Raw genomic sequence first — 21365 nt, 5'->3', positions numbered from 1 at the left:
CGGAGCCATTGATGAAGCGCACTATTCTAACGGCCATTACCCTGGCTGCGCTCTCGATAACTGCAGTGCAGGCTCAACAGTTGCAATCGATTCCCGTAAGCCCCGCGCCGATGCCCGGTTCGCCCGGCACCGCGACGCCCACGCCATACCCGCAAATCAGCCCGGTGCCTTTGCCTAAAGTCGGCCCCGGCAGTAGCGGTCCGCCATTGGTGCCGATTGAAATGCCGAGCCCGCCGACCAAGGACCAGCCGATACCGGGCCTGGAGCCCAATCCACCGAAAGTCAAATCGCCGGGCGGCTAGACCTGCTGCGAAAGCAGTTGACCGTCGGCCATGCGCAGGCGTTTGGAAAGGGACACGGCGAGGGCGCGGATGACCTTGGCGGCGATTTTCGGTGCGTCGTTGAGCATCTTTTCCAGCGAGTCCTTGCCCAGGTTGAGCAACTGGCAGTTGCTTGCGGCCACGCAACTGGCCGAGCGCCGTTCGCCGTCGAGCACGGCCATTTCACCGAACGAGCGGCCGCTGCGCAACGTGGCGATGGTGACTCGCTGGCCGTCAGCGGTGGTTTTCTGCACCGCCACCTGACCGGTATGGATGATGCACATGAAACTTCCGGCATCGCCCTCCTGGAAGATCTCTTCGCCCTGGGCAATGGTGCTGATACTGAAGTAGCCCGAAGCCGCGGCGAAGTCCGCCGGCTGCAGTTGATTGAACAGGCCGCAATCCATCAGCCAGTCGCGAATTTCGTTGTTCAGAAAGGTTGATTCAGACATGTCGTCACGGTCTTTTTTGTGATTGTTGCTGACTCGTATTTGAAATTACCGCAAATCCCCTGTGGGAGCGGGCTTGCTCGCGAAGGCGGTGTGTCAGTCAATATCTCTGCTGAATGTTTCGGCCTCTTCGCGAGCAAGCCCGCTCCCACATGGGTTTTGTGTTGTATCGGCTACCAGTGTGTGGAATTAAGACCGGTTCATCGGCTCAGGTTCCTCAGGCAATGCCCAAAACCTTGAACAAAAATGCATATTCGAGTGCTACGTCACGCAATCCCTGATATCGACCGCTCATCCCGCCATGCCCTGCACCCAGTTCAGTCTTGAGCAGTAGTGGATGGCTGTCGGTTTTGGTCGCGCGCAGTTTCGCCACCCACTTGGCTGCTTCCCAATACTGCACACGGCTGTCGTTGTAACCGGCGATCACCAGGGTCGCCGGATAAGCTTGCGCGGTGACATTTTCATAGGGGGCGTAAGCCTTGATCCGATCATGGACGCCCGGCTCCTCAGGGTTGCCCCACTCGTCGTACTCCGTCACGGTCAATGGCAGATCAGGGTCGAGCATGGTGTTGAGTACGTCGACGAACGGCACCTCGGCGATGGCGGCGCCAAACAGTTCGGGCCGTTGATTGAGCACCGCGCCGATCAGCAAGCCACCGGCGCTGCCGCCACTGATCGCCAACTGCGGTGCAGTGGTAAAGCCTTGGGCGATCAGGTGCTCGGCGCAGGCGATAAAGTCGCTGAAGGTGTTGTGCTTGTGCTCCTGCTTGCCGGCGCGATACCAGGCTTCCCCCAGTTCGCCGCCGCCACGCACGTGGGCAATGGCAAACGCCATGCCGCGATCCAGCAGGCTCAGGCGCGCATGGGAGAACCATGGGTCGAGGCTTTCGCCATAGGCGCCATAGCCGTAGAGGTACAGCGGCACGGGTTTGCCCAGGTCTGTGCGCTTGATCACCAGGCTGATGGGCACTTGCGTACCGTCCGGCGCGGTGGCCCACAGGCGCTGGCTGACGTAGTCGTCGGCATCGAACGGGCCGAGCACCGGGGTTTGCTTGAGGACTTTCTGCTCGCCAGAGGCCAGGTCCAGTTGGCGGATTTGCGCCGGGCGGTTCAACGCTTCGTAGCGCAGGCGAATCCGCTCGCTTTCGAATTCCAGGCTGTTTTGCACATGCAGGCTATAGGCCGCATCCGGCAGTTGCACGCGATAAGGCGCCAGGCCCTGCGGGTGAACTTCAATGACCGGCAAGCCGCCGACCCGCAGGCTCAGGGTCATGGCCCCGGTGTTCAGGCTGATGCCGTCGATCATCACTGTGTCGCTGTGGGGGATCAGGTTCTGCCAGTCGGCTTCGGTCGGCGCGGCGCCGGTATCGACGGCCGTGTACAAGGCGAAATTGATACCGTCACGGTTGCTGCGAATGAACCAGGTCCATTGACCGTCGAGCGCACCGTGGTCGACGTCGTATTCATGATCCTCGACCCGTGGTGCCAGGCAGGTGAACGCCTGCTGGGGCTGGGAGGCATCGAGGACCCAGACTTCGCTGGTGGTCTTGCTGCCTACGGACAGCAGCAACTGCTGCTCGGAGCTTGAACGGTAGCAATGCATGAAGAAGCGACCGTCCGGCTCATGGAACACTTCTTCGGCCGCCGTGCCGTCCAGTCGGTAGCGATACAGCTTGTGCGGGCGATGGGTGTCGTCCAGTTCGCCAAAGAACAGCGTCAGGCTGTCGTTGGCCCAGGTCATGCTGCCGTCACAGTCCTGGAATTCCAGCTCGCTGATGCGGCCGTCGGACAGTTCCTTCACGAACAGCGTGTAAATTTCGTCACCACTGGAGTCGACGCTGTAGGCCAGGCGCTGATGATCCGGGCTGATGCTGAACGCGCCCAGGGAAAAGAAGCCGCCATTGGCCAGTTCGTTCGGGTCCAGCAGCAGTTGTTCGCGGCTTTCGTCGAGGGTCAGGCTGTCATCGGCCGGGCGCGGGCAGCGGTAGTGTCGGGCGTACTCATCGCCCGCCATGGTGCGGGTGTAGTACAGATACGGTCCCCACGGCGAGGGCAGGGACAAATCGGTCTCGAGAATCCGCCCCTTGATCTCCTCGAACAGGGTTTCGCGCAGCCCGGCCTGGTCGGCAGTCTGCGCTTGCTGATAGCGGTTTTCGGCTTTCAGGTAGTCGAGCACTGCGTCGGTGTCGCGCTCTTGCAGCCAGGCATACGGATCGGAGCCATCAGCCTTGTGGGCAATCGGGGCGTCGCAAGTGTTGGCGGATAGGGGCATGAAGGGCTCTCGAACAGTGTACGGAATAGGGGCTTGGCAACCTGTGGGAGCGGGCTTGCTCGCGAAGGCGTTGAGTCAGTCAATATCATGTTTGAATGATAAGCCGCATTCGCGAGCAAGCCCGCTCCCACATGGACAACGTCCAACAGTCAGGCATTGATGCAGCCTGATGGGCGAAAAGCCGTTATCATAAGCGCCTCTGTGCGACACGCGTAGCGTGTCTCCAAGACTTCGAGGTGTAGAGTCATCTTGAAGGGCTTCCGAAAGGAAGCCAAGAGCTTGGGTACCCAACCCCAAGAAACAAAACCCTCCCAGAAGTCCAATGCCTTCAAGGACTTGCCGCAGCGGCGGTGGCAAACTCAAGGTCGATTAGCGCTCGGTAGCTCGACCGCAGTACCAGATTTTTCGGTACTGGAGTGCCTACTACACATCAGCCCTGTTCAGGGCTAAACCCATGCGGGAGAGAATCCCCGCTGGGGTTCCCTCCTGCTTTTGAAACAGGAGGTAACAATTTCTTTGGGCATGCTGCCTCGGCAGTCCCTGCTCACATCAAACCGGAGACATGAGCGAAAGCTCTGTCTGTCATTGTCCATCTACCTTGCTCGCAAGGTGACAGCGGACTCGTTGTGCGACCAACGATAGCCTAGGAAGACATGCGTCACTGGTAACGGTGAGGTGTGAAGCTCTTCTCACAATGTAGTCCCCGTCAGGGTGTGCTTTTGCCGCGAGGTAAAGCATAGATACTCGGAGCAGTGCCGGGTTGAGACGCTAGGCTGGTTGGCATGGGTAACGTAAGTGAACTGCTGATAAACGCCGTAATTATGAACAAGCCAAAACTGCTGTCAGGCTTGAGCCAAAAGGCACGTGGTCGGATACCTCTGTAGAGGCTTGAGGTACGTCGTCATAGGACCATCGGTGAAAAGGCAGGCCCTAAACCAATCGTGTGACAGGCAGGGAACGTGGTAAGCCCGTATGGCCGCCTTCGGGCAGGTGAACCGCAAGGGGATCTGTTGGCTGTGCGGGTATGGGATCGCAGAGAAAGCGAAAGCCGGGCTGTAATGGCTCGGATAGGGGTTGGGACATTACCTCACGGGAAACCGGGCAGACTTCTGCGTGGTCTTTCGTCGCATGAACTCTGACTGAACCTGTCTCAATGATCTTAGAGACCCGCAGTATTGGGTCTCCTACTAATCCAACCCTGACGGGAGCGTCCATTCCCGTCAGGGGATGCGTACGTCTTCTACTCGGGGAAACTTGAGAGGAAGGCAGCATGATAGAGCACAGCCAAATGGCCGTGCCTGCGCTTTCTGGCACTCCGCAACAATGGCATGACATCGATTGGTGTCGTGTTCAGCGGAATGTTCGGGCAATGCAGGTGCGGATTGCGAAGGCTTGTCGGGAAGGCAAATGGCGCAGGGTGAAAGCCCTGCAACGGATGCTGACCCGCTCTCGATCGGCCAGATACTTGGCCGTACGACGAGTCACTGAAAACCAGGGTAAGCGCACGGCGGGAGTCGACCGCGTGCTCTGGGATACACCCGACGCAAAATGGATAGCGGCAAATGGGTTGAAGCGTCACGGATATAAGCCACGACCTTTACGGCGTGTGTTCATTCCGAAGTCGAATGGGAAGGAACGCCCTTTGGGTATCCCAACCATGACTGACAGGGCTATGCAGGCGCTGTATTTGCTAGCTCTGGCACCCATTGCAGAAACCAAGGGCGATCCGAACAGCTACGGCTTCAGGATCGAACGCTCTACAGCGGATGCGATGGGACAGTTGTTTGTTTGCCTGTCCAAGAAGGTTTCGGCCCAATGGATACTGGAGGCGGACATACAAGGCTGCTTTGATCACATTAATCATGACTGGATGCTCGCCAACGTCCCTACGGACAAAGCGATTCTTCGGAAATGGTTGAAGGCTGGCGTGATCCATAAAGGCCAGCTACAGGCAACGGATGCTGGTACGCCACAAGGCGGGATTATCTCGCCTACCTTGGCAAATATGGCGCTCGATGGTCTGGAAACACAGCTCAAGCAGTATCTGGGCGTGACAAGGGCCAGAAAGCTGAAGATCAACGTGGTGCGGTATGCGGATGATTTTGTGATTACTGGAAACTCGAAAGAGGTACTGGAAAGCGAAATCAGACCTTGGGTGGAGCAATTCCTGGCAGTACGCGGGTTGCAGTTATCCCCTGAGAAAACACATATCGTCCATACCGATCAAGGCTTCGACTTTCTGGGTTGGAATTTCCGTAAGTACGACGGGAAGCTTCTGATCAAACCGAGTAAGAAGAACGTCAAGGCGTTCTATCACAAGGTGAAGGAGGTCATCGACGCCAACAAGATGGCGAAGCAGGAGTATTTGATTCGATTGCTCAATCCCATCTTGAAAGGCTGGGCGCTGTATCACCAGCCTGTAGTAGCCAAGCAGGCCTACAGCCGCATGGATAATGTGTTGTTTTATGCTCTATGGCGTTGGGCAAAGCGGCGGCACCCGAACAAGTCACTGCAATGGATCGGGAAGAAGTATTTCCGAACTCAAGGAAACAGAAGTTGGGTGTTTGCCACCACGATGTTGGAGGAAAACGGGACGAAAAAGGAGGTCGCTCTGTATTCGCTTGCGAGTACACCGATCGAACGACACAGGAAGGTTAGTGGGGAGTACAACCCCTTCGACCCTTCCATGGAAGAAATGGGCGAGAAGCTGCGGACGGCACAGATGCTGAAAAAGCTGAAGTATCGCAAACAGATTCTCTGTCTCTATCAAAGCCAGAAAGGACTGTGTCTGATGTGCAAACAACCGATTACGAAGGAAACGGGATGGCATGACCATCACATTATCCACCGCACTCTTGGCGGTAGAGACACCCTAGATAACCGGGTACTATTGCATCCTATTTGTCACCAACAGCTTCACAGCCGTGGATTGACAGTGAACAAACCGGCTCCGCAAGGGGCTTTCTAAAGACTTGAGCCGTATGCGTTGAAAGGCGCACGTACGGTTCTTAGGGGGAGGCAGGCCAGTAATGGCCTGTCTCTACCCGACTTGCCTGCCTTGCCATGGACACCATGACCGAGAACGACTATCTGATCGCTTGGGGCCTCTACGCCTTTGCCGCTTTGGGCTGCCTGTTGGTGTGGATGCGCTTGACCCGCTGGATGTGGCGTTGGCTGCGTGAGCCGCTGCGGCTGGCGATGGCCGTGTTGCTGTTCAGCCCGACCATCATCGATCCGGTCAAGGAAAAAGTCGCACCGGCCGTCGCCATTACTGCACTCGACCTGCTGTTCAAGGTCGGCAACAACGCCTGGCGGGCGATTTCCGATCTGTTCATGTACGGCATGATCGCGTTCGGCCTCTATCTGGTGCTGGTGGCGATCCGTTTCCCCATCGAACGCGCCTCCAACGCCCGCAAGGAGCGTGAGGCTGTCGCCAAAGCCGCCGTCCGTGCCGACGAGCCTGAGGATGATCAACCGTTCGGCGGTGCCGGCGATGATCGTTACGGTCGTCCACCCGTGCCGAGCAATCCTCAGCGGATGCGAGTCGAACCCCGTTTGTAACCTTGCCCCTGCGATTGAGCGAGAGTCCGAGCATGTGTGAGTTATTGGGCATGAGTGCCAATGTCCCGACCGATATCGTGTTCAGTTTCACCGGGCTGATGCAGCGCGGCGGACGCACCGGTCCACACCGCGATGGTTGGGGCATTGCCTTCTATGAAGGCCGTGGGCTGCGGCTGTTCCAGGACCCGGCGGCAAGCTGCGAGTCGGAAGTCGCGAACCTGGTGCAGCGCTATCCGATCAAGAGCGAAGTGGTGATCGGGCACATCCGCCAGGCCAACGTCGGCAAGGTCTGCCTGTCCAACACCCATCCGTTCGTGCGTGAGCTGTGGGGACGCAACTGGTGTTTCGCCCATAATGGCCAGTTGGCGGACTTTCAGCCGGCAGCCAGTTTCTATCGCCCCGTGGGTGATACCGACAGCGAAGCGGCGTTCTGCGATTTGCTCAACCGCGTGCGTGCGGCGTTCCCCGAACCGGTCGAGGTCGAAGCGTTGCTGCCGGATCTGGTGGCCGCTTGCGCCGAATACCGCAGCAAAGGTGTGTTCAACTGCCTGCTCAGCGACGGCGACTGGCTGTTCTGCTATTGCTCGACCAAGCTGGCGCAGATCACCCGTCGTGCACCCTTTGGCCCGGCACGCTTGAAAGATGTCGACGTGATCGTCGATTTTCAGGCCGAAACCACCCCTGACGATGTGGTCACCGTCATCGCCACCGAGCCCCTGACCGAAAACGAAACCTGGACCCGTTACGAACCGGGTCAATGGAGCCTGTGGCGACGCGGCGAATGCGTCAGTCAGGGCACGACCGAATAAGGACTCCTTGCATGTTGCTCAGTTATCTACGGCTGGTGTTGTTTGCGGCGGGCCTGTTGATCGGTGTCCAGGTGCCGGGCTTCATCGGCGATTACGCCAAGCGGGTCGAAGCCCATCTGATCGAGGCGCAAGCCGGGTTGAGCGGCTTTCAGAACACCGCCAATCAGTTCTTCAAAGGTGACATGCAGGCCCTGGTGACCCATTACCGCGCCAGTGATGACCCGATCTTTCGCAGCGACGCCGACAGCCTGAACAACCTGCTGACCCGCCAACTGGCACTGGACAAGCAATTCCAGGCGATGCAAGGACCGTGGTACATCCGCTTCCTGCAAGTGGTGCTGGCGGCTGATCCGGACATCCGCAAGGAAACCTGGAATGGCTACAGCTACCAGATCCTGCTGACGCCCGAAGCGATGATCTGGGGCATGAGCGGCGCCTTGCTGCTGTCGTTTGGCCTGGAATGCCTGTTCCGGTTGATTGACTGGGTGGTGCTGGGCGGCAAGCGTCTGCGCCAGAGCCGGCCGATCGAAGAGCGGGATTTGCGCGGCTTGTAACACCGTCAAACGTAAGGGAGCCGGCAAGCCGGCTCCTTGCTTGATTACCAATCTATCGAATAGGTCAGGCTCAAGGTACGGCCTTCGGCGTTGGGGAATGGCGCTTTGGCATTGGCCTGGGCGAACAGGTTGACGTACGTGCGGTTGGTCAGGTTGTACACCCCGCCTTCCAGACGACCGACCGGCAAGTACACGGAGCCGAGCAGGTCCACCAGCGTATAGCCTTCGATGTCGCGCCCGTTGTTGTCCTTGGCGGCAGCGTCGTAACTGGCCAGGTGCATGCCCTGCAGGCGCAGGCTGTAGTCGTCTTCGGTGTAGCCGACGAACAGCGTGGTTTTGGCCGGTGAAATGCGTGTCGCCGGCAGATCGATCCATTTCCCGTTCTGCTGGGTCTCGCCCTTGGCCCAGGCATAGGTGCCACCCACCGACCAGTGATCGGTCGCGCGGTAGGTCAGGCTGTTTTCGATGCCGCGAACCCGCTCCTTCTGGTTGATCAGACGCAAGACACGGCTGTTGGCATCGTAGAACTGGGTCACGTCCGAGGTGTTTTCATAGACGGTGACGTCGGCCTGCCATTTGTCCCAGTCACCGCGCCAGCCCAGCTCGTAGCTGTCGACCTTGATGGCCTGGGCGTTGAGGCTCTGGATGTCGAAGGTGCTGCTCACGTCACGCAAGAAGCGCTGGATGTCCGGCAGCGAAAAGCCCTGGCTGTAATTGGCGAAAACGTCCTGATGCTCACTCAGGTGATAGACCGCGCCCAGGTTATAGAGCGTAGCGTCGTATTTGAGGGTGTCCCCGGGCAGGATGGCGCGTACGCCGGTCTGCACAATCTGACCGTAAGCGATGCTGTCGGAGACCTCGCTTTCGATCCATTCGCGGCGCACACCGCCACGCAAAGTCCAGTCTCCGATGTCCCAGGACATTTGCCCGAACAACGCCTTGGTGGTGGTTTCGATATCCGGGCCCATCTCGTAAGTGGTGCCGGTCTTGGTGTAGGTCAGCCCATTGAGGGTGTATTGGTCACCGCGTTGGCGGGAGCGTTCGTGATCATAGTCGGCGCCCCAGACCAGGTTGCCGGTGGCGCTGCCGATGGCCGGCAGCGGCGTGTCGATGGCCGCACGCAGGCCGTAGACATCCTGCACGCTGTTGTTGTCGGCGATCCCGGCCTTGCCCCGCGACAGGTCCGGGAAGAACAGCGCGTCGGCCCGGCGCCAGTAGCTTTCCATTTGCAGGCCCTGGCCGTAGAAGTCGTTGTCGGTGTAGTTGAGGTTGGCCGCCTGGTTATGGGTGTAGGGCTGGTCGTCGAGTTTCAGCCCTTTGACCGCCACGGCTTGCTGCGAGTTTTTCGGGTCTTTGGTGTAGCCGGTGTCCTGCTGGTCCTTGTAGTCCTGCAGCGACAGGCTGAGTTTTTTGTCGGCATCCAGTTCGTAACCGAAACGACCTTGCAGGTCATAGGTTTCGGTGTCCATGTTGCTGCCCTGGGAGGTGTCCTGAGGGATGCGATTGCCGTTGCCGTCGAACTGGTCGTTGCGCTGGGTCAGGTCGGCGGACACGTACCAGTCCAGGGCATCCTTGCGCCCGGTCGCACTCTGAAAGGCCTCGTAGGCGAAACCCTTGCTGTTGAGGTTGTTGCCGCTGGTCAGGCCCAGTTTGCTGCTGTAGGCAAGGTCCTGCCCCTGATTGCGCTTGGTGATGATGTTGATGATGCCGCCCGAAGCACCAGCACCATAAATGCTGCTGGCGCCGGAAACCACCTCGATGCGTTCGATACTGGCCGGTGCGATGCTGTTGAGCTGGCGGAAGTTGTCACGCGTGGCGTTCTGCGACACGCCATCGATCAACACCAGCATGTTGCGCCCGCGCAGGGTCTGGCCGAAGTTGCTCATCCCGCCGCTGGACGGCGCCAGGCCGGGAACCAGTTGCCCCAGGATGTCGGAGACCCGACGCCCCGCGCCACTCTGTTCGCGAATCTGTTGTTCGTCGATCACCTGGACCGAACCTGGAATCGAGGCAATGGTCGCTTCGCTGCGAGTCGCGGAAACGACGGTGGCTTGCATGTTCAATGTGCCGGGTTGCTGCTCGGTGTCCTCGGCCCAGGTCTGGACGCTGACGGAGCCGAGCAGCGGAATCAACAAGGAAAGTTTGGTGCGGGTCATGAGTTGGTCTTTTTTTTTAGTCGTGATAAGTGTGGGTAGATACGATTGCCGGGCCGGGTGTGGCGGTGAACGAGCGCACCCAGTGAATCCCGATGGCGGCCAGTGCGTAGGTCAACGCCACCAGCCAGAAACTGTGGGCCAACCCGACCAGCCCCATGCCGATCCCGCCGAGGACGGTACCGAGCAGGGCGCCAGCCTTGGCCGCGCTGTTGCCCAGGCCGAGGGCAAAACCCTGCTGGCTTGAAGACACGGTGTTGGCGATCAGTGCATAGGCAACGGGAAGCAGTGCGCCTTGCCAGATGCCCCAGACCAGCCGGCTGACGAGAAAGCCCAGCCACTCGTTAGCCAGTGCCGTGGCCGCCAGTGTCAGGGCGCAGAGCCAGGCAACGCCTTCGATGACGCGTAAGGTGTAAGCCGGCTGCCAGCGGTCGAACAGACGCCCCCACAGCGGTGCGCAAATGGCCAGCGTTGCGGCGCTCGCCGCGTAAGTGGCACCGATCAGCCAGCCCGGCGCGTGCAGAATGTCGGCGACGTACAGCGCGTAGAAGGGTTGCGGCATCATCTTCGCGGCTTGAATCAGCACGATCACCAGCAGGATTCCACCGAGCCAGCCTTTAGGCAGGGCTACCGGCGCCACTGGTTTCTTCGTCGAGGCTCGCGCCTTGTCGGCCGGCAGGAAAAAACTCCCCAGTGCACACAGCAGGCAAATCGCCATCGCGCCATGACAGAGCAGGGCAAACCCCGAGATGTCCATCAACCAGCCGCCCAGTATCGGGCCGATCAACGAGCCGACGGCGGTCGCCGATTGCAGACGGGCCAGGGTGTGACCGCGCCGGGAACTGTCGCAGCAGGCCAGGGCATAGGCTTGCGCGGCGGCGAGAAACCCGGCCAATGCGCCTTGCATCACGCGAATGCCCACCAGCAGCCACGGGTTGAGGGTAATAGCCGCCAGCCCCTGGCACAGCGCAAGTGCCAGCAACGCCCGAACGATCATCGGCTTGTGTCCGGTGCGATCACCCAAACGCCCCCACGCGGGCGTCAGCAGCATGGCCGCCAGCATCGGGCCGGCGTAAACCAGCGCCGATAGCAGCGCGGTGTAGCCGGCGCCCTCTGGCCCAAGCAGATGCTGGATCTGCAATGGCCAGAACGGGCCGCTCATTTCCATGGCACCCATGGAGACAAACTGGATGACGATCAGCAGCCGCAACGCACGACCATCAGCGAGCATCGGCGTTGGTTCGCAGCGGATTACTCAGGCGTCCGACGATGTCGGCGTGGCTGTCGTGCAAGCGCATGCGCATGAACGATTTGGCCGGCCAATCCTGTTCCAGCAGAGCCTGACGCTCGCTTGCCCAGCGTGCCGGTTCGACGTGCTCGCGCACGCTCTCGAAGCACTGTTCAACGTGCCTGGCCAAGCGCTCCCAAAGGATGTTTTCCGGCACATTCCAGTGGCGGGCGCAGAGCAGCGTCAACTCACCGAGGTGGCACATGAACGTGGTATGCAGGAGCTTGTCGCGGACAAAACCGGCGTCGTCGTACAGGGTCATTTTCGGATCGTACAGCTGGATATCCAGACCCTTGGCGTGCAGGGTTTTGCGATCAATGCGAATGTCGCCGAAGTCACGCAGTAACAGCCGGTTCAACTGTCCGTCAGCACCCATCACCATGAAGCTGTTTTGCTGGTGCGCTTCGAACGCCACGCCATACATCAGGTAGATACCCAGCAGGCTCGGGACGGCAATCGACAGGTAATCATCGAAGAACGCCAGCATGGCCTCGCTGTCGTCACGGCCCTGAGCCAGTTGCACCCAGTCATGCAGCAACGGTTGTTCGAATTCGTTGACGGCGAACAGGCTGCCGACCGGCACGGCCAGTTCGCCTTCTTGCAGCAGTGTCAGCGGGTTGTCGCGGTACAGCACGGCGGCATGCCGGGATCGTTCGTCATTGGCCGGTTGTGGCGCGTAATGCACGCCGATGCGCTCCGGCACGATGTTCAGCAGGCGCTGAATCTGCGGTTCATGATCGAGAATCTGCAGTATCAATTGGCTGATGCGCGGTCCCATTCGGGCCGAGCGCGGCGACACGGTGCGCTGCACGCTGGTCAGTCGCAACGCCACCGGCAGCTTGACCATCGGCGCAACGCGGCTGGCCTCAGGTACGAGCGTGCGGAAGGACATGGTCGGGTGACCAGTGAAGGCAAAGATGTCGGTGATGATCAGCAGGTTGTCGGCGATCTCGTTGGCGAACGAATTGGGCAATTCTTCATTGGCTTGCCATGGGTGCGACGGCAGCGGGAGGTAGTCCGTTACCTCCAGGCCCCGTTGCTGCAAATGGTGCTGCAATTGTTCGGCGGCCCGCGGGAAGTGGCCCTGCCACCAGTCCCAGTAATCGGCGGTGCCGGCCAGTGATTCGACATGTGCGTACTGACGGTGCAGGGCGCACAGCACAATCGGAAAACTCGCTTCGAATTCCGGCGAGAAAGCGATGACCTGCGCAGCGCTCAAGCCCAGTTTGGTCTTGTAGTTCGGATGCCAGGGATGGCCGAGCGTGCCCCATTGTTCGAGCAATGACGTCGGGTTCTGGTGGTCGGGGCTGGCTTTGAGCCAGGCAAGCAGATTGTCGTCGTACTCGGTGTCGATCTGCTCTCTCAGGCGCTCGGTCCATCCATGGTGGAACGCCAGGCACAGGGTGTCGTTGCTGTAGCTGTCGTCCAGTTCGCGGGCCAGACGTTCCAGTACCTGCGGGGAGGCGGGCGGGTTGAGCCGGGTGCTGAGGTGCGCGAGCAGTTCGCTGGGCAACTGGATTTTGTGGGGCAGGCTGTCGGGGGTGTGCAGGACGATGCTGCCACGAACGTCCCAGCTGTTCATTCTTCCGCCCGACAGGTGATCGAAGCAAAGCTGCGCACCGTCGCCAAGTGGCAGCCAGCAACGGCTGTTGTCGTCGTATTCGCAGGCTTCGGGGTTGATCAGACCTTCGCGAAACAACGCCTGGATCAGGCGTTGAAAGCAGCGCTGGGCGGCGGGCTCCAGGGCATTGCTCAAGTGGTCGAGGGTGATGCGGTGGGACTGGAAGGCCGGAGTGCCGAGGGCTTCGCTCCAGTTTGAGAGCAATTGCTGCTGTTTATGCGTGTAAGCGCGCATCGAGTCCGACTCCTTCTGGACAGTGATTAGCTAAATGCGCGCAGAGAATACATTTTAAAAATATTAATGCAAATGATAGAGATTAACACTTATGATATTGCGATCTCGTTTTCAGAGGCTGGCCATGGGTTTGCTCAAGACCATGTAGCGCTCTCCCACTTTCTGCGCATACCCCTCCAACACCTGCTGACACAACGTCACAATCTCCTCGACCCACTCAACGCCCACCCGCCACGACACCACTACCTGCAAGTCGGGTGGTCGCTGATCGATGTCCAGCAAGGTCAATTCGCCGCGCGCCAGTTCCTCGGCCACCAGCACTGGTGGCAAGGCACCGATACCGAAACCATCGCGCAACAAGCGGGTAATCGCCGACACCGAATTCACGCAGTTCAGCCGCGGCGCCATCACGCCATTGGCCTGCATCAGGGCGAGCACTTCCTGATGCGGATGGGAGTTTTTCGAGTAGGTGATGATCCGCTCATTCGCCAGATCGGCGACGCCTGAATACTCGCGGTTGTACAGGGAATTGCTGGCGACAATCCAGCCCATGGGGTGGCTGGCCAGTTCCAGGCTGCGCACGCTTTCCTGGCGCAGCAGGTCGGTCTGCAGGATCACATCGAGAAAGCCTTTTTGCAGCTGGTCGCAGAGGTTGAGCGAGGTATCGGCCACCAGCTCGATTTCCACCAGCGGGTAGTGATCGGTCATCTGCGCCACCAACGGGCTGAGCCAGGTATGGATCACCGTGTCCATCACGCCGATGCGCACGCGTCCGGCCTTGCTCGATCGGGTCTCGATCGACTGCTTGAGCGCCTGCATGGTGTCCATCATCTGCTCGGCGTAATCAAGCACTTTGAGGCCTTCGGGCGTCAGGCTCACGCCGCGCGAATCACGCAGAAACAGCTTTACCCCGAGCTCGCTTTCAAGCACGGCGATGCGGCTGGAAATCGAGGCCTGAGTGGTGAAGAGCTTGTCGGCGGTCAGGCGGAAACTCTTGAGTCGGGCGACCCAGACAAAGGTCTCGAGAAACTTCAGGTTCATGGGATAAAGATTTCTTATGTCTAGGGCGGGTTTTTATTAGTTGGACGCAGCAGGGGTGCGCATCCAAGAATCGACGCATCCGGTTCCCACGATAGGCGTCGTCGGGGCTCAGAACAATATCAATAAAATCAGCGCGGAGATTTGCCATGAGTGCGCCCGACACCACTGCCATTCCGAAAGCCTCGGCCCGCCCGGGACCTTTCGACTGGTATCGCAACATCAATCAGCAGGAGCGCCGCACCTTCTGGAGCTGCAAGATCGGCTATGGCCTGGACGGCATGGACACCCAGATGCTCAGCTTCGTGGTGCCGACCCTGATCGCCATGTGGGGCATCACCACCGGCCAGGCCGGGCTGATTCACACCAGCACGCTGATCGCTTCGGCCATCGGTGGCTGGGTGGCCGGGATTCTCTCCGACCGCATCGGTCGTGTGCGCACCTTGCAACTGACCGTGCTGTGGTTTGCCTTCTTCACCTTTCTCTGCGGCTTTGCCCAGAGCTACGAGCAACTGCTGATCGCACGGACCCTGATGGGCTTCGGCTTCGGTGGCGAGTGGACGGCCGGCGCGGTTCTGATCGGCGAGGTGATTCGTGCCAAGGACCGTGGCAAGGCCGTTGGCATGGTGCAGTCCGGCTGGGCGCTGGGTTGGGGGCTGACGGCGATTCTGTATGCGCTACTGTTCTCGGTATTGCCACCGGAAGACGCCTGGCGTGCGCTGTTCATCCTCGGCATCGTGCCGGCAATCTTCGTGATCTTCGTCCGCCGACTGGTCAAGGACCCGGAAATTTATCGTGAAGCCAAAGCCAGACAGGAGCCGAGCAACCCGTCGAAGTTCTACGAGATCTTCGCCCCCGGCATGCTTTTCACCACGATTCGCGCTTCATTGCTGACCACTGGCGCGCTGGGTGGCTACTACGCGATCACGTCCTGGTTGCCGACTTTCCTGAAGAACGAACGCGGATTGAGCGTACTCAATACCAGCGGTTATCTGGCGATGGTGATCGTCGGTTCCTACGTCGGTTATGTCATCAGCGCCTATTTGACCGACATCCTCGGACGTAAAAAGAACTTCATCCTGTTCGCCGTCGGCTCGTTCACCATTGTGTTGCTGTACACGCAAATGCCGGTCAGCAACGGCGTGATGCTGTGGCTGGGCTTTCCGCTGGGCTTCTTTGCTTCGGGGATCTTCAGCGGCATGGGGGCGTTCCTGACCGAGTTGTTCCCCACGCGCATTCGCGGTTCGGGCCAGGGCTTTTGCTACAACATCGGCCGGGCGCTGGCGGCGTTGTTCCCGCTGCTGATCGGCTTGCTCAGCCAGACCGTGCCGCTGAGTGTGGGCATCGGCGCCTTTGCGGCGGTTTCCTATGGCGTGGTGATCCTCGCGGCCCTGAGCCTGCCGGAAACCCGTGGCAAGCAACTCGACGCGCAGTAACTGATAACCTGCGGGACTGTCTTACAGATATGTCCCGCAGCAAAAAAGAATAAAGCCAACAGGAGTGTTCAGTGTGAGCCGCCTGCTATTGAACTGCGACATCGGCGAGAGTTTCGGCAGTTGGACCATGGGTCTGGACGCAGAAATCATGCCCTTCATCGATTGCGCCAACATCGCCTGTGGTTTTCACGCCGGCGACCCGAGCGTCATGCGCAAGACCGTCAGCCTGGCCCTCAGCCACGGTGTACAAGTCGGTGCGCATCCGGCCTATCAGGATCTGGTGGGATTCGGCCGCCGTTCCATGGCGTATGCCGCCCAGGAGCTTCAAGACATTCTGCATTACCAGATCGGCGCCCTCGACGGCATCTGCCGGGCCCAGGGCGGCCGGGTCAGTTACGTCAAACCCCATGGCGCGATGTACAACGACATGATGGCCAACCCGGCTCAGTTACGTGCCGTTTTACAGGCAGTGGCGTCCTACGACCGCAATCTGCCATTGATGCTGATGGCGACCAAAGACAACAGCGCCGCCCAACAAATGGGCGATGAATATGGCGTGACGCTGTGGTTCGAGGCCTTCGCCGATCGGGCTTACGACAGCGCCGGCAGGCTGGTCTCGCGCCAACTGCCGGGAGCGGTGCATCACGACCCGGAAAAGATCATCGAACAGGCGCTGACCATTGCCCGTGGCGATCCGCTCACCGCCAGCGATGGCAGCGCCCTGCATTTGCAGGCCAACACCCTTTGCGTGCACGGCGACAACGCCAGTTCGGTCGCTGCCGTGCAACGAATCCGTGAAGCCCTGAACCGGCAGAGTGAGTCATGAAGCTGCGGGTGGAAGTGGTGGCGCTGGATTGCCTGATGGTGCGCCTGTTCGATGAAATTGCCGAAACCAACATGCCATGGATGCTGGCGGCCAGTGAAAGTCTGCACACGGCATTCGGTAAGCATCTGATCGACCTGGTGCCGTCCTACACCACATTGATGGTGCATTACGACTTGACCGCACTGAGTCCCGCCCAGGCCCGGGAATTGATTGCCCAGGCGTTGATCGATCTGTCGCCCAATGCGCGTACTCGAGGTACCTGTCATGTGTTGCCGGTGTGGTACGACTTGAGCGTCGGACCGGAGTTGAGCCTGTTGTCGCAGCGCAGTGGATTGGCGGTGGAGGAGGTGATCCGTCGTCACTGCGAGCGTGAGTATCAGGTGTTCGCCCTGGGTTTTGCGCCGGGCTTCGCCTTCATGGGGCTGGTGGAAGAGGTGCTCGCCGCGCCGCGTCTGAACACGCCACGCAAGAAAGTCGCCGCCGGCAGCGTCGGCATCGCCGAACGGCAGACGGCGGCTTACCCGGTGGTATCGCCAGGCGGCTGGAACCTGATTGGTCGCACGCCGGCCAGATTGTTCGATCGCAACCGTGACGGCTACAGCCTGATGCAACCCGGCGACACCGTACGGTTCGAAGCGGTCGGCCATGCCGAGTTCATAAACCTGGGCGGTGACGATACGCCACTGGAGGCCCTGGCATGAGCCGTCTGATGATTGAAGCGAGCACAGCGCTGTGCCTGTTGCAGGATGCCGGTCGATTCGGCGTGCGGCATCTGGGCGTGACCCAGGGTGGAGCGGCCGATTGGCGTTCGATGTCCTGGGCCAACTGGTTGTTGGGCAACGGACTGGGGGCGCCGGTGATCGAAATCACCCTCGGCGGGTTTACCGTCGTTGCCGAGGAAGAATGCGTGCTGGCCTTGGCCGGAGCGGATCTTGGCGCACAGGTGGACGGCGAGGCGCTGGCACCGTGGCGCAGTTTCAGGCTACTCAAAGGTCAGCGTCTGCAATTCACCCAGCCGTTGCTCGGCGCCCGGGCCTATCTGGCGGCGCCGGGTGGGTTTGATGCACCGAAAGTATTGGGCAGTAGCGCGACGGTGGTCCGTGAGGAGCTTGGCGGCCTGGACGGAATGGGCCATGCGCTGGGCAAAGGTGCGTGTTTGAGCTATTCGGGCAATTCGGTGATGTTGCTGCGGGAGTTATCGCCAGAACAGCGACCAGACCTGAGTCTCAATGCGCCTATGGACCTGGTCCTCGGTGCACAGATCGGTGAGTTCAGCGGGCAGAGCCTGTTCGATGCGTTCAACAGCGCGTGGAGCCTCGACAGCCGTGCCGACCGAATGGGCATTCGCCTGTTGGGCCCGGCGTTGCAGTACCAGGGCAAGCCGATGATTTCCGAAGGTATCCCGTTGGGCGCTGTGCAGGTGCCGCCGGACGGGCAGCCGATCGTGCTGCTCAATGATCGGCAGACCATCGGTGGTTATCCGCGTCTGGGAGCATTGACGCCGTTGGCGCTGGCGCGGTTGGCGCAATGTTTGCCGGGGGCGCAGGTGCGGTTGCGGCCGGTGGTGCAGGAAGTGGCGCATCGCGAACAGGTCGAGTATTTGCGGCGCTTTTTGAAAGGCTAAAAGCTTCGCGAGCAAGCCCGCTCCCACATTGGATCTTTGTTGTACATGAGATCCCTGTGGGAGCGGGCTTGCTCGCGAAGGCGTCTGAACAGACAGCAGAGATTATTTGGAAAGAAACCGCATCCCTTCCTCAAGCCCCCGCAACGTCAGCGGATACATCTGGTCCTCGATCAGATCCCGAACGATATTGGTCGACGAGGTATAGCCCCAGGTATCTTTCGGATACGGGTTGATCCAGATGAGCTTCTTGTACTTCTCCTTGAACCGCTGCATCCACACGTAACCGGCTTCTTCGTTCCAGTGCTCGACACTGCCGCCTGGCTGGGTGATTTCGTAGGGCGCCATGGCGGCGTCGCCGATGAAGATCACTTTGTAGTCGGCGCCGTATTTGTGCAGCAGGTCCATGGTCGAGGTGCGCTCGGAGGTGCGGCGCATGTTGTTCTTCCACACCGATTCATAAATGAAGTTGTGGAAATAGAAGTACTCCAGATGCTTGAACTCGGTCTTGCAGGCCGAGAACAGCTCCTCGCAGATCTTCACGTGGGCATCCATCGAGCCGCCGATGTCGAACAGCAGCAACAGCTTGACGGTGTTACGCCGCTCCGGCCGCATCTGGATGTTCAGCAACCCCGCATCCTTGGCGGTGTGATCGATGGTACCGTCGATGTCCAGCTCTTCCGCCGCGCCCTGACGGGCGAACTTGCGCAGGCGACGCAGGGCGACCTTGATGTTGCGGGTGCCCAGCTCGACCGAATCGTCGAGGTTCTTGTATTCGCGCTGGTCCCAGACCTTGGCCGCCTTTCCCTGGCGCTTGCCGGCATCGCCGACCCGAATGCCTTCCGGGTTGAAACCGCCGGAACCGAACGGGCTGGTGCCACCGGTGCCGATCCACTTGTTGCCACCGGCGTGGCGTTCCTTCTGTTCTTCAAGGCGTTTCTTGAACTCTTCGATCAGCTTGTCCAGGCCGCCGAGGGACTGGATCGCCGCCCGCTCTTCATCGGTCAGCGAGCGCTCGAACTCCTTGCGCAGCCAGTCTTCGGGAATCAGCGCCTGCAGGTGGTCGTCGAGTTTTTCCAGGCCATTGAAGTAGGCACCGAACGCCCGGTCGAACTTGTCGAAATGCTTTTCGTCCTTCACCAGGATCGCCCGGGACAGGTAATAGAACTCGTCCATATCGGCGAAGGTCACGCGCTGTTTCAGCGCATTGATCAGGTCCAGCAGCTCTCGCACCGAGACCGGTACCTTGGCTGCGCGCATTTCATTGAACAGGTTGAGCAGCATGGCATCAGCCTCTTAGCGGGTGCCGCGACGGCTCATGAACGCCAGACGCTCCAGCAGTTGCACGTCCTGTTCGTTTTTCACCAGCGCACCGGCCAGCGGCGGGATGGCCTTGGTCGGATCGCGCTCGCGCAGCACCGCTTCGCCGATGTTGTCGGCCATCAGCAGTTTCAGCCAGTCCACCAGCTCGGAGGTCGAAGGCTTTTTCTTCAGGCCCGGCACCTTGCGCACGTCGAAGAACACGTCCAGCGCTTCGCTGACCAGGTCTTTCTTGATGTCCGGGTAGTGCACGTCGACGATCCGCTGCATCGTCACGCGGTCGGGGAAGGCAATGTAGTGGAAGAAGCATCGACGCAGGAAGGCGTCCGGCAGCTCTTTTTCGTTGTTGGAGGTAATGATGATGATCGGGCGTTTTTTCGCCTTGATGGTCTCGTCGATCTCGTAAACGTAGAACTCCATCTTGTCGAGTTCTTGCAGCAAGTCGTTCGGGAACTCGATGTCGGCCTTGTCGATTTCGTCGATCAACAGGATGACCCGTTCTTCGGATTCGAAGGCTTCCCAGAGCTTGCCCTTTTTCAGGTAGTTGCGAACGTCATGGACCTTTTCCGTGCCGAGCTGCGAATCGCGCAGGCGGCTGACCGCGTCGTACTCGTACAGGCCTTGATGGGCCTTGGTGGTGGACTTGATATGCCAGGTGATCAGCTTGGCGCCAAAGGATTCGGCCAGTTGCTCGGCGAGCATGGTCTTGCCGGTGCCCGGTTCGCCCTTGACCAGCAACGGCCGCTCCAGGGTGATGGCGGCGTTGACCGCAAGCTTCAGGTCATCGGTGGCGACGTAGGCCTGGGTGCCTTCGAACTTCATCTGCTAATCCTCGAACGGTAACGCCGACCTGAACGAGGCAGGGCGGGGGCGCAATAAAAGAGTCAGCCCCGACTATAACGCGCTGCCCGGTCGACTGTGAACGCAGACGGCTTATTCAGTCTCTGAATGGGGCGTCACATCTTGACTCAGTATCGGCTGTTGGCCAGTATCTTTGTATCGCCATATTGGCGATAGCATGCCGAGCATGTCTACTAAATACCGATTTCGAGATACGTATCGCATTCAGTTGCGCGAAAAGGATCATCCACCGCCACACGTTCATCTGACGGGTGGTGGGCTGGACGTCATGCTGAGCCTGGAAACCGTCGAAGTGATGGTGGGCAAGGCACCGCCGCTGATACTCAGGGAAGCTCTGGAGTGGGTCAGAGCCCACCAGACTCAATTGCTGGAGGATTGGAAACGATGTTACCCATGAAACGACCACGGCTATCGGCAGTGCAGGCGTTGTCGGATTATCGTTTGGCGCTGACGTTTATCGATGGCCAGCAACTGATGCTCGATTTGACTCGTGACCTGCATGCCTATCCAGGTCTCCAACCTTTGCAGGGAGTCGCTTTTGACAATGCCGTGTTGGGTGACGATGGCTGGAGTGTCGAATGGCCTGAGCTTGATATCCAGATTGGCGCAGACACTCTCTACCTGGATGCCTTGGCGCAAAATGCAACCGACGAAAACACCCGAATTTTTATTGATTGGCGTGCTCGCACCGGGTTATCGCTTCATCAGGCGGCTGAAGCGCTGGGGGTCGGTACCCGCAGCATCACCCGATACAGCAGTGGTCGCGAAACTGTGCCGCGATCGTTAGCCTTGGCCTGCCTGGGGTGGGACTTCCTGCAACAGCAATCGAATTCGCCCCGTGCGGCAGAAGACACTGGCCGGTACATCGTCACGCGCAAAAGTTAGCCTGCATCCGGCTTCGATCCAAAGCCATTGACCGCACTGATCAGCGGACGTCCGACCTGACTGGACGCCTGCGGGCAAGAGGCTTACCTTGATGCCCTATTTCAATGCTGTCGTTAA

The 21365-nt window shown here is 59.6% G+C and carries 19 protein-coding genes; 11 read left to right on the top strand and 8 right to left on the bottom strand.

What is annotated here, in order from left to right:
- Window positions 1–11: 11 nt before the first annotated feature.
- Window positions 12–302 carry a hypothetical protein gene (locus tag RS887_RS03940; RefSeq protein WP_322614448.1) on the top strand — a complete coding sequence of 97 codons (291 nt, stop codon included), beginning with the start codon at window positions 12–14 and terminating at the stop codon, window positions 300–302.
- Here RS887_RS03940 and RS887_RS03935 read toward each other — a convergent pair.
- Together RS887_RS03935 and RS887_RS03930 are read right to left on the bottom strand one after the other, a co-directional pair.
- Window positions 299–772 carry a cyclic nucleotide-binding domain-containing protein gene (locus tag RS887_RS03935; RefSeq protein WP_322614447.1) on the bottom strand — a complete coding sequence of 158 codons (474 nt, stop codon included), beginning with the start codon at window positions 770–772 and terminating at the stop codon, window positions 299–301. The two genes, RS887_RS03940 and RS887_RS03935, sit on opposite strands and share 4 nt — an antisense overlap.
- Window positions 773–986: 214 nt before the next feature.
- Complete coding sequence (locus RS887_RS03930; protein ID WP_322614446.1) at window positions 987–3041, bottom strand: S9 family peptidase; 2055 nt, start codon at window positions 3039–3041, stop codon at window positions 987–989.
- A 1270-nt stretch (window positions 3042–4311) separates the two neighbouring features.
- Here RS887_RS03930 and ltrA point away from each other — a divergent pair.
- The 4 genes from ltrA (at window position 4312) to RS887_RS03905 (ending at window position 7965) form a co-directional block, all read left to right on the top strand.
- Window positions 4312–6009, top strand: a complete 1698-nt coding sequence (ltrA, locus tag RS887_RS03920; RefSeq protein WP_322614445.1) for a group II intron reverse transcriptase/maturase — start codon at window positions 4312–4314, stop codon at window positions 6007–6009.
- A gap of 95 nt (window positions 6010–6104) precedes the next feature.
- Window positions 6105–6602, top strand: a complete 498-nt coding sequence (locus tag RS887_RS03915) for an MFS transporter (protein ID WP_322614444.1) — start codon at window positions 6105–6107, stop codon at window positions 6600–6602.
- A gap of 32 nt (window positions 6603–6634) precedes the next feature.
- Entirely contained in the window at window positions 6635–7411 is a 777-nt protein-coding gene (locus RS887_RS03910) for a class II glutamine amidotransferase (RefSeq protein WP_322614443.1), read from the top strand.
- Between the two features lie 11 nt (window positions 7412–7422).
- Complete coding sequence (locus RS887_RS03905; RefSeq protein ID WP_322614442.1) at window positions 7423–7965, top strand: DUF2937 family protein; 543 nt, start codon at window positions 7423–7425, stop codon at window positions 7963–7965.
- Window positions 7966–8009: 44 nt separating this feature from the next.
- Here the strand turns inward: RS887_RS03905 and RS887_RS03900 are convergent, their stop codons facing one another.
- From RS887_RS03900 to RS887_RS03885, 4 genes are all read right to left on the bottom strand, one after another.
- Complete coding sequence (locus tag RS887_RS03900) at window positions 8010–10121, bottom strand: TonB-dependent receptor (protein WP_322614441.1); 2112 nt, start codon at window positions 10119–10121, stop codon at window positions 8010–8012.
- A 16-nt stretch (window positions 10122–10137) separates the two neighbouring features.
- The gene (locus RS887_RS03895; protein WP_322614440.1) at window positions 10138–11349 is read right to left on the bottom strand and encodes an MFS transporter; all 1212 of its coding nucleotides are present in this window, start codon (window positions 11347–11349) and stop codon (window positions 10138–10140) included.
- Entirely contained in the window at window positions 11339–13261 is a 1923-nt protein-coding gene (locus RS887_RS03890) for an IucA/IucC family protein (protein ID WP_322614439.1), read from the bottom strand. Before RS887_RS03890 ends, RS887_RS03895 begins: the two co-directional genes overlap by 11 nt.
- 111 nt (window positions 13262–13372) lie before the next feature.
- On the bottom strand, window positions 13373–14302 hold the full coding sequence (locus tag RS887_RS03885) for a LysR family transcriptional regulator (protein WP_322614438.1): 930 nt from the start codon (window positions 14300–14302) through the stop codon (window positions 13373–13375).
- Window positions 14303–14448: 146 nt separating this feature from the next.
- Between RS887_RS03885 and RS887_RS03880 the strand changes: the two genes are divergently transcribed.
- The 4 genes from RS887_RS03880 (at window position 14449) to RS887_RS03865 (ending at window position 18185) form a co-directional block, all read left to right on the top strand.
- Window positions 14449–15735, top strand: a complete 1287-nt coding sequence (locus RS887_RS03880; protein ID WP_322614437.1) for an MFS transporter — start codon at window positions 14449–14451, stop codon at window positions 15733–15735.
- Between the two features lie 73 nt (window positions 15736–15808).
- Entirely contained in the window at window positions 15809–16561 is a 753-nt protein-coding gene (locus tag RS887_RS03875) for a 5-oxoprolinase subunit PxpA (RefSeq protein ID WP_322614436.1), read from the top strand.
- A complete protein-coding gene (locus tag RS887_RS03870; protein ID WP_322614435.1) occupies window positions 16558–17262 on the top strand; it encodes an allophanate hydrolase subunit 1 in 705 nt (234 codons plus the stop codon). The genes RS887_RS03875 and RS887_RS03870 overlap by 4 nt, the downstream gene beginning before the upstream one ends.
- On the top strand, window positions 17259–18185 hold the full coding sequence (locus tag RS887_RS03865; protein ID WP_322614434.1) for a biotin-dependent carboxyltransferase family protein: 927 nt from the start codon (window positions 17259–17261) through the stop codon (window positions 18183–18185). Before RS887_RS03870 ends, RS887_RS03865 begins: the two co-directional genes overlap by 4 nt.
- A gap of 102 nt (window positions 18186–18287) precedes the next feature.
- On the opposite strand, the gene RS887_RS03860 is transcribed toward RS887_RS03865, so the two are convergent.
- On the bottom strand, window positions 18288–19466 hold the full coding sequence (locus RS887_RS03860; protein WP_057400675.1) for a vWA domain-containing protein: 1179 nt from the start codon (window positions 19464–19466) through the stop codon (window positions 18288–18290).
- A gap of 12 nt (window positions 19467–19478) precedes the next feature.
- Window positions 19479–20324, bottom strand: coding sequence for an AAA family ATPase (locus tag RS887_RS03855; RefSeq protein WP_007984829.1), 846 nt, complete (start codon window positions 20322–20324; stop codon window positions 19479–19481).
- Between the two features lie 205 nt (window positions 20325–20529).
- Between RS887_RS03855 and RS887_RS03850 the strand changes: the two genes are divergently transcribed.
- Together RS887_RS03850 and RS887_RS03845 are read left to right on the top strand one after the other, a co-directional pair.
- A complete protein-coding gene (locus RS887_RS03850; protein ID WP_056721363.1) occupies window positions 20530–20760 on the top strand; it encodes a DUF4160 domain-containing protein in 231 nt (76 codons plus the stop codon).
- Complete coding sequence (locus tag RS887_RS03845; protein WP_322614433.1) at window positions 20748–21248, top strand: DUF2442 domain-containing protein; 501 nt, start codon at window positions 20748–20750, stop codon at window positions 21246–21248. The genes RS887_RS03850 and RS887_RS03845 overlap by 13 nt, the downstream gene beginning before the upstream one ends.
- Window positions 21249–21365 lie beyond the last annotated feature (117 nt).

The sequence above is a fragment of the Pseudomonas sp. BIC9C genome, assembly GCF_034541995.1.
GTDB lineage: Bacteria > Pseudomonadota > Gammaproteobacteria > Pseudomonadales > Pseudomonadaceae > Aquipseudomonas > Aquipseudomonas fluorescens_CC.
This window is presented reverse-complemented; position numbering and strand designations above follow the sequence as displayed.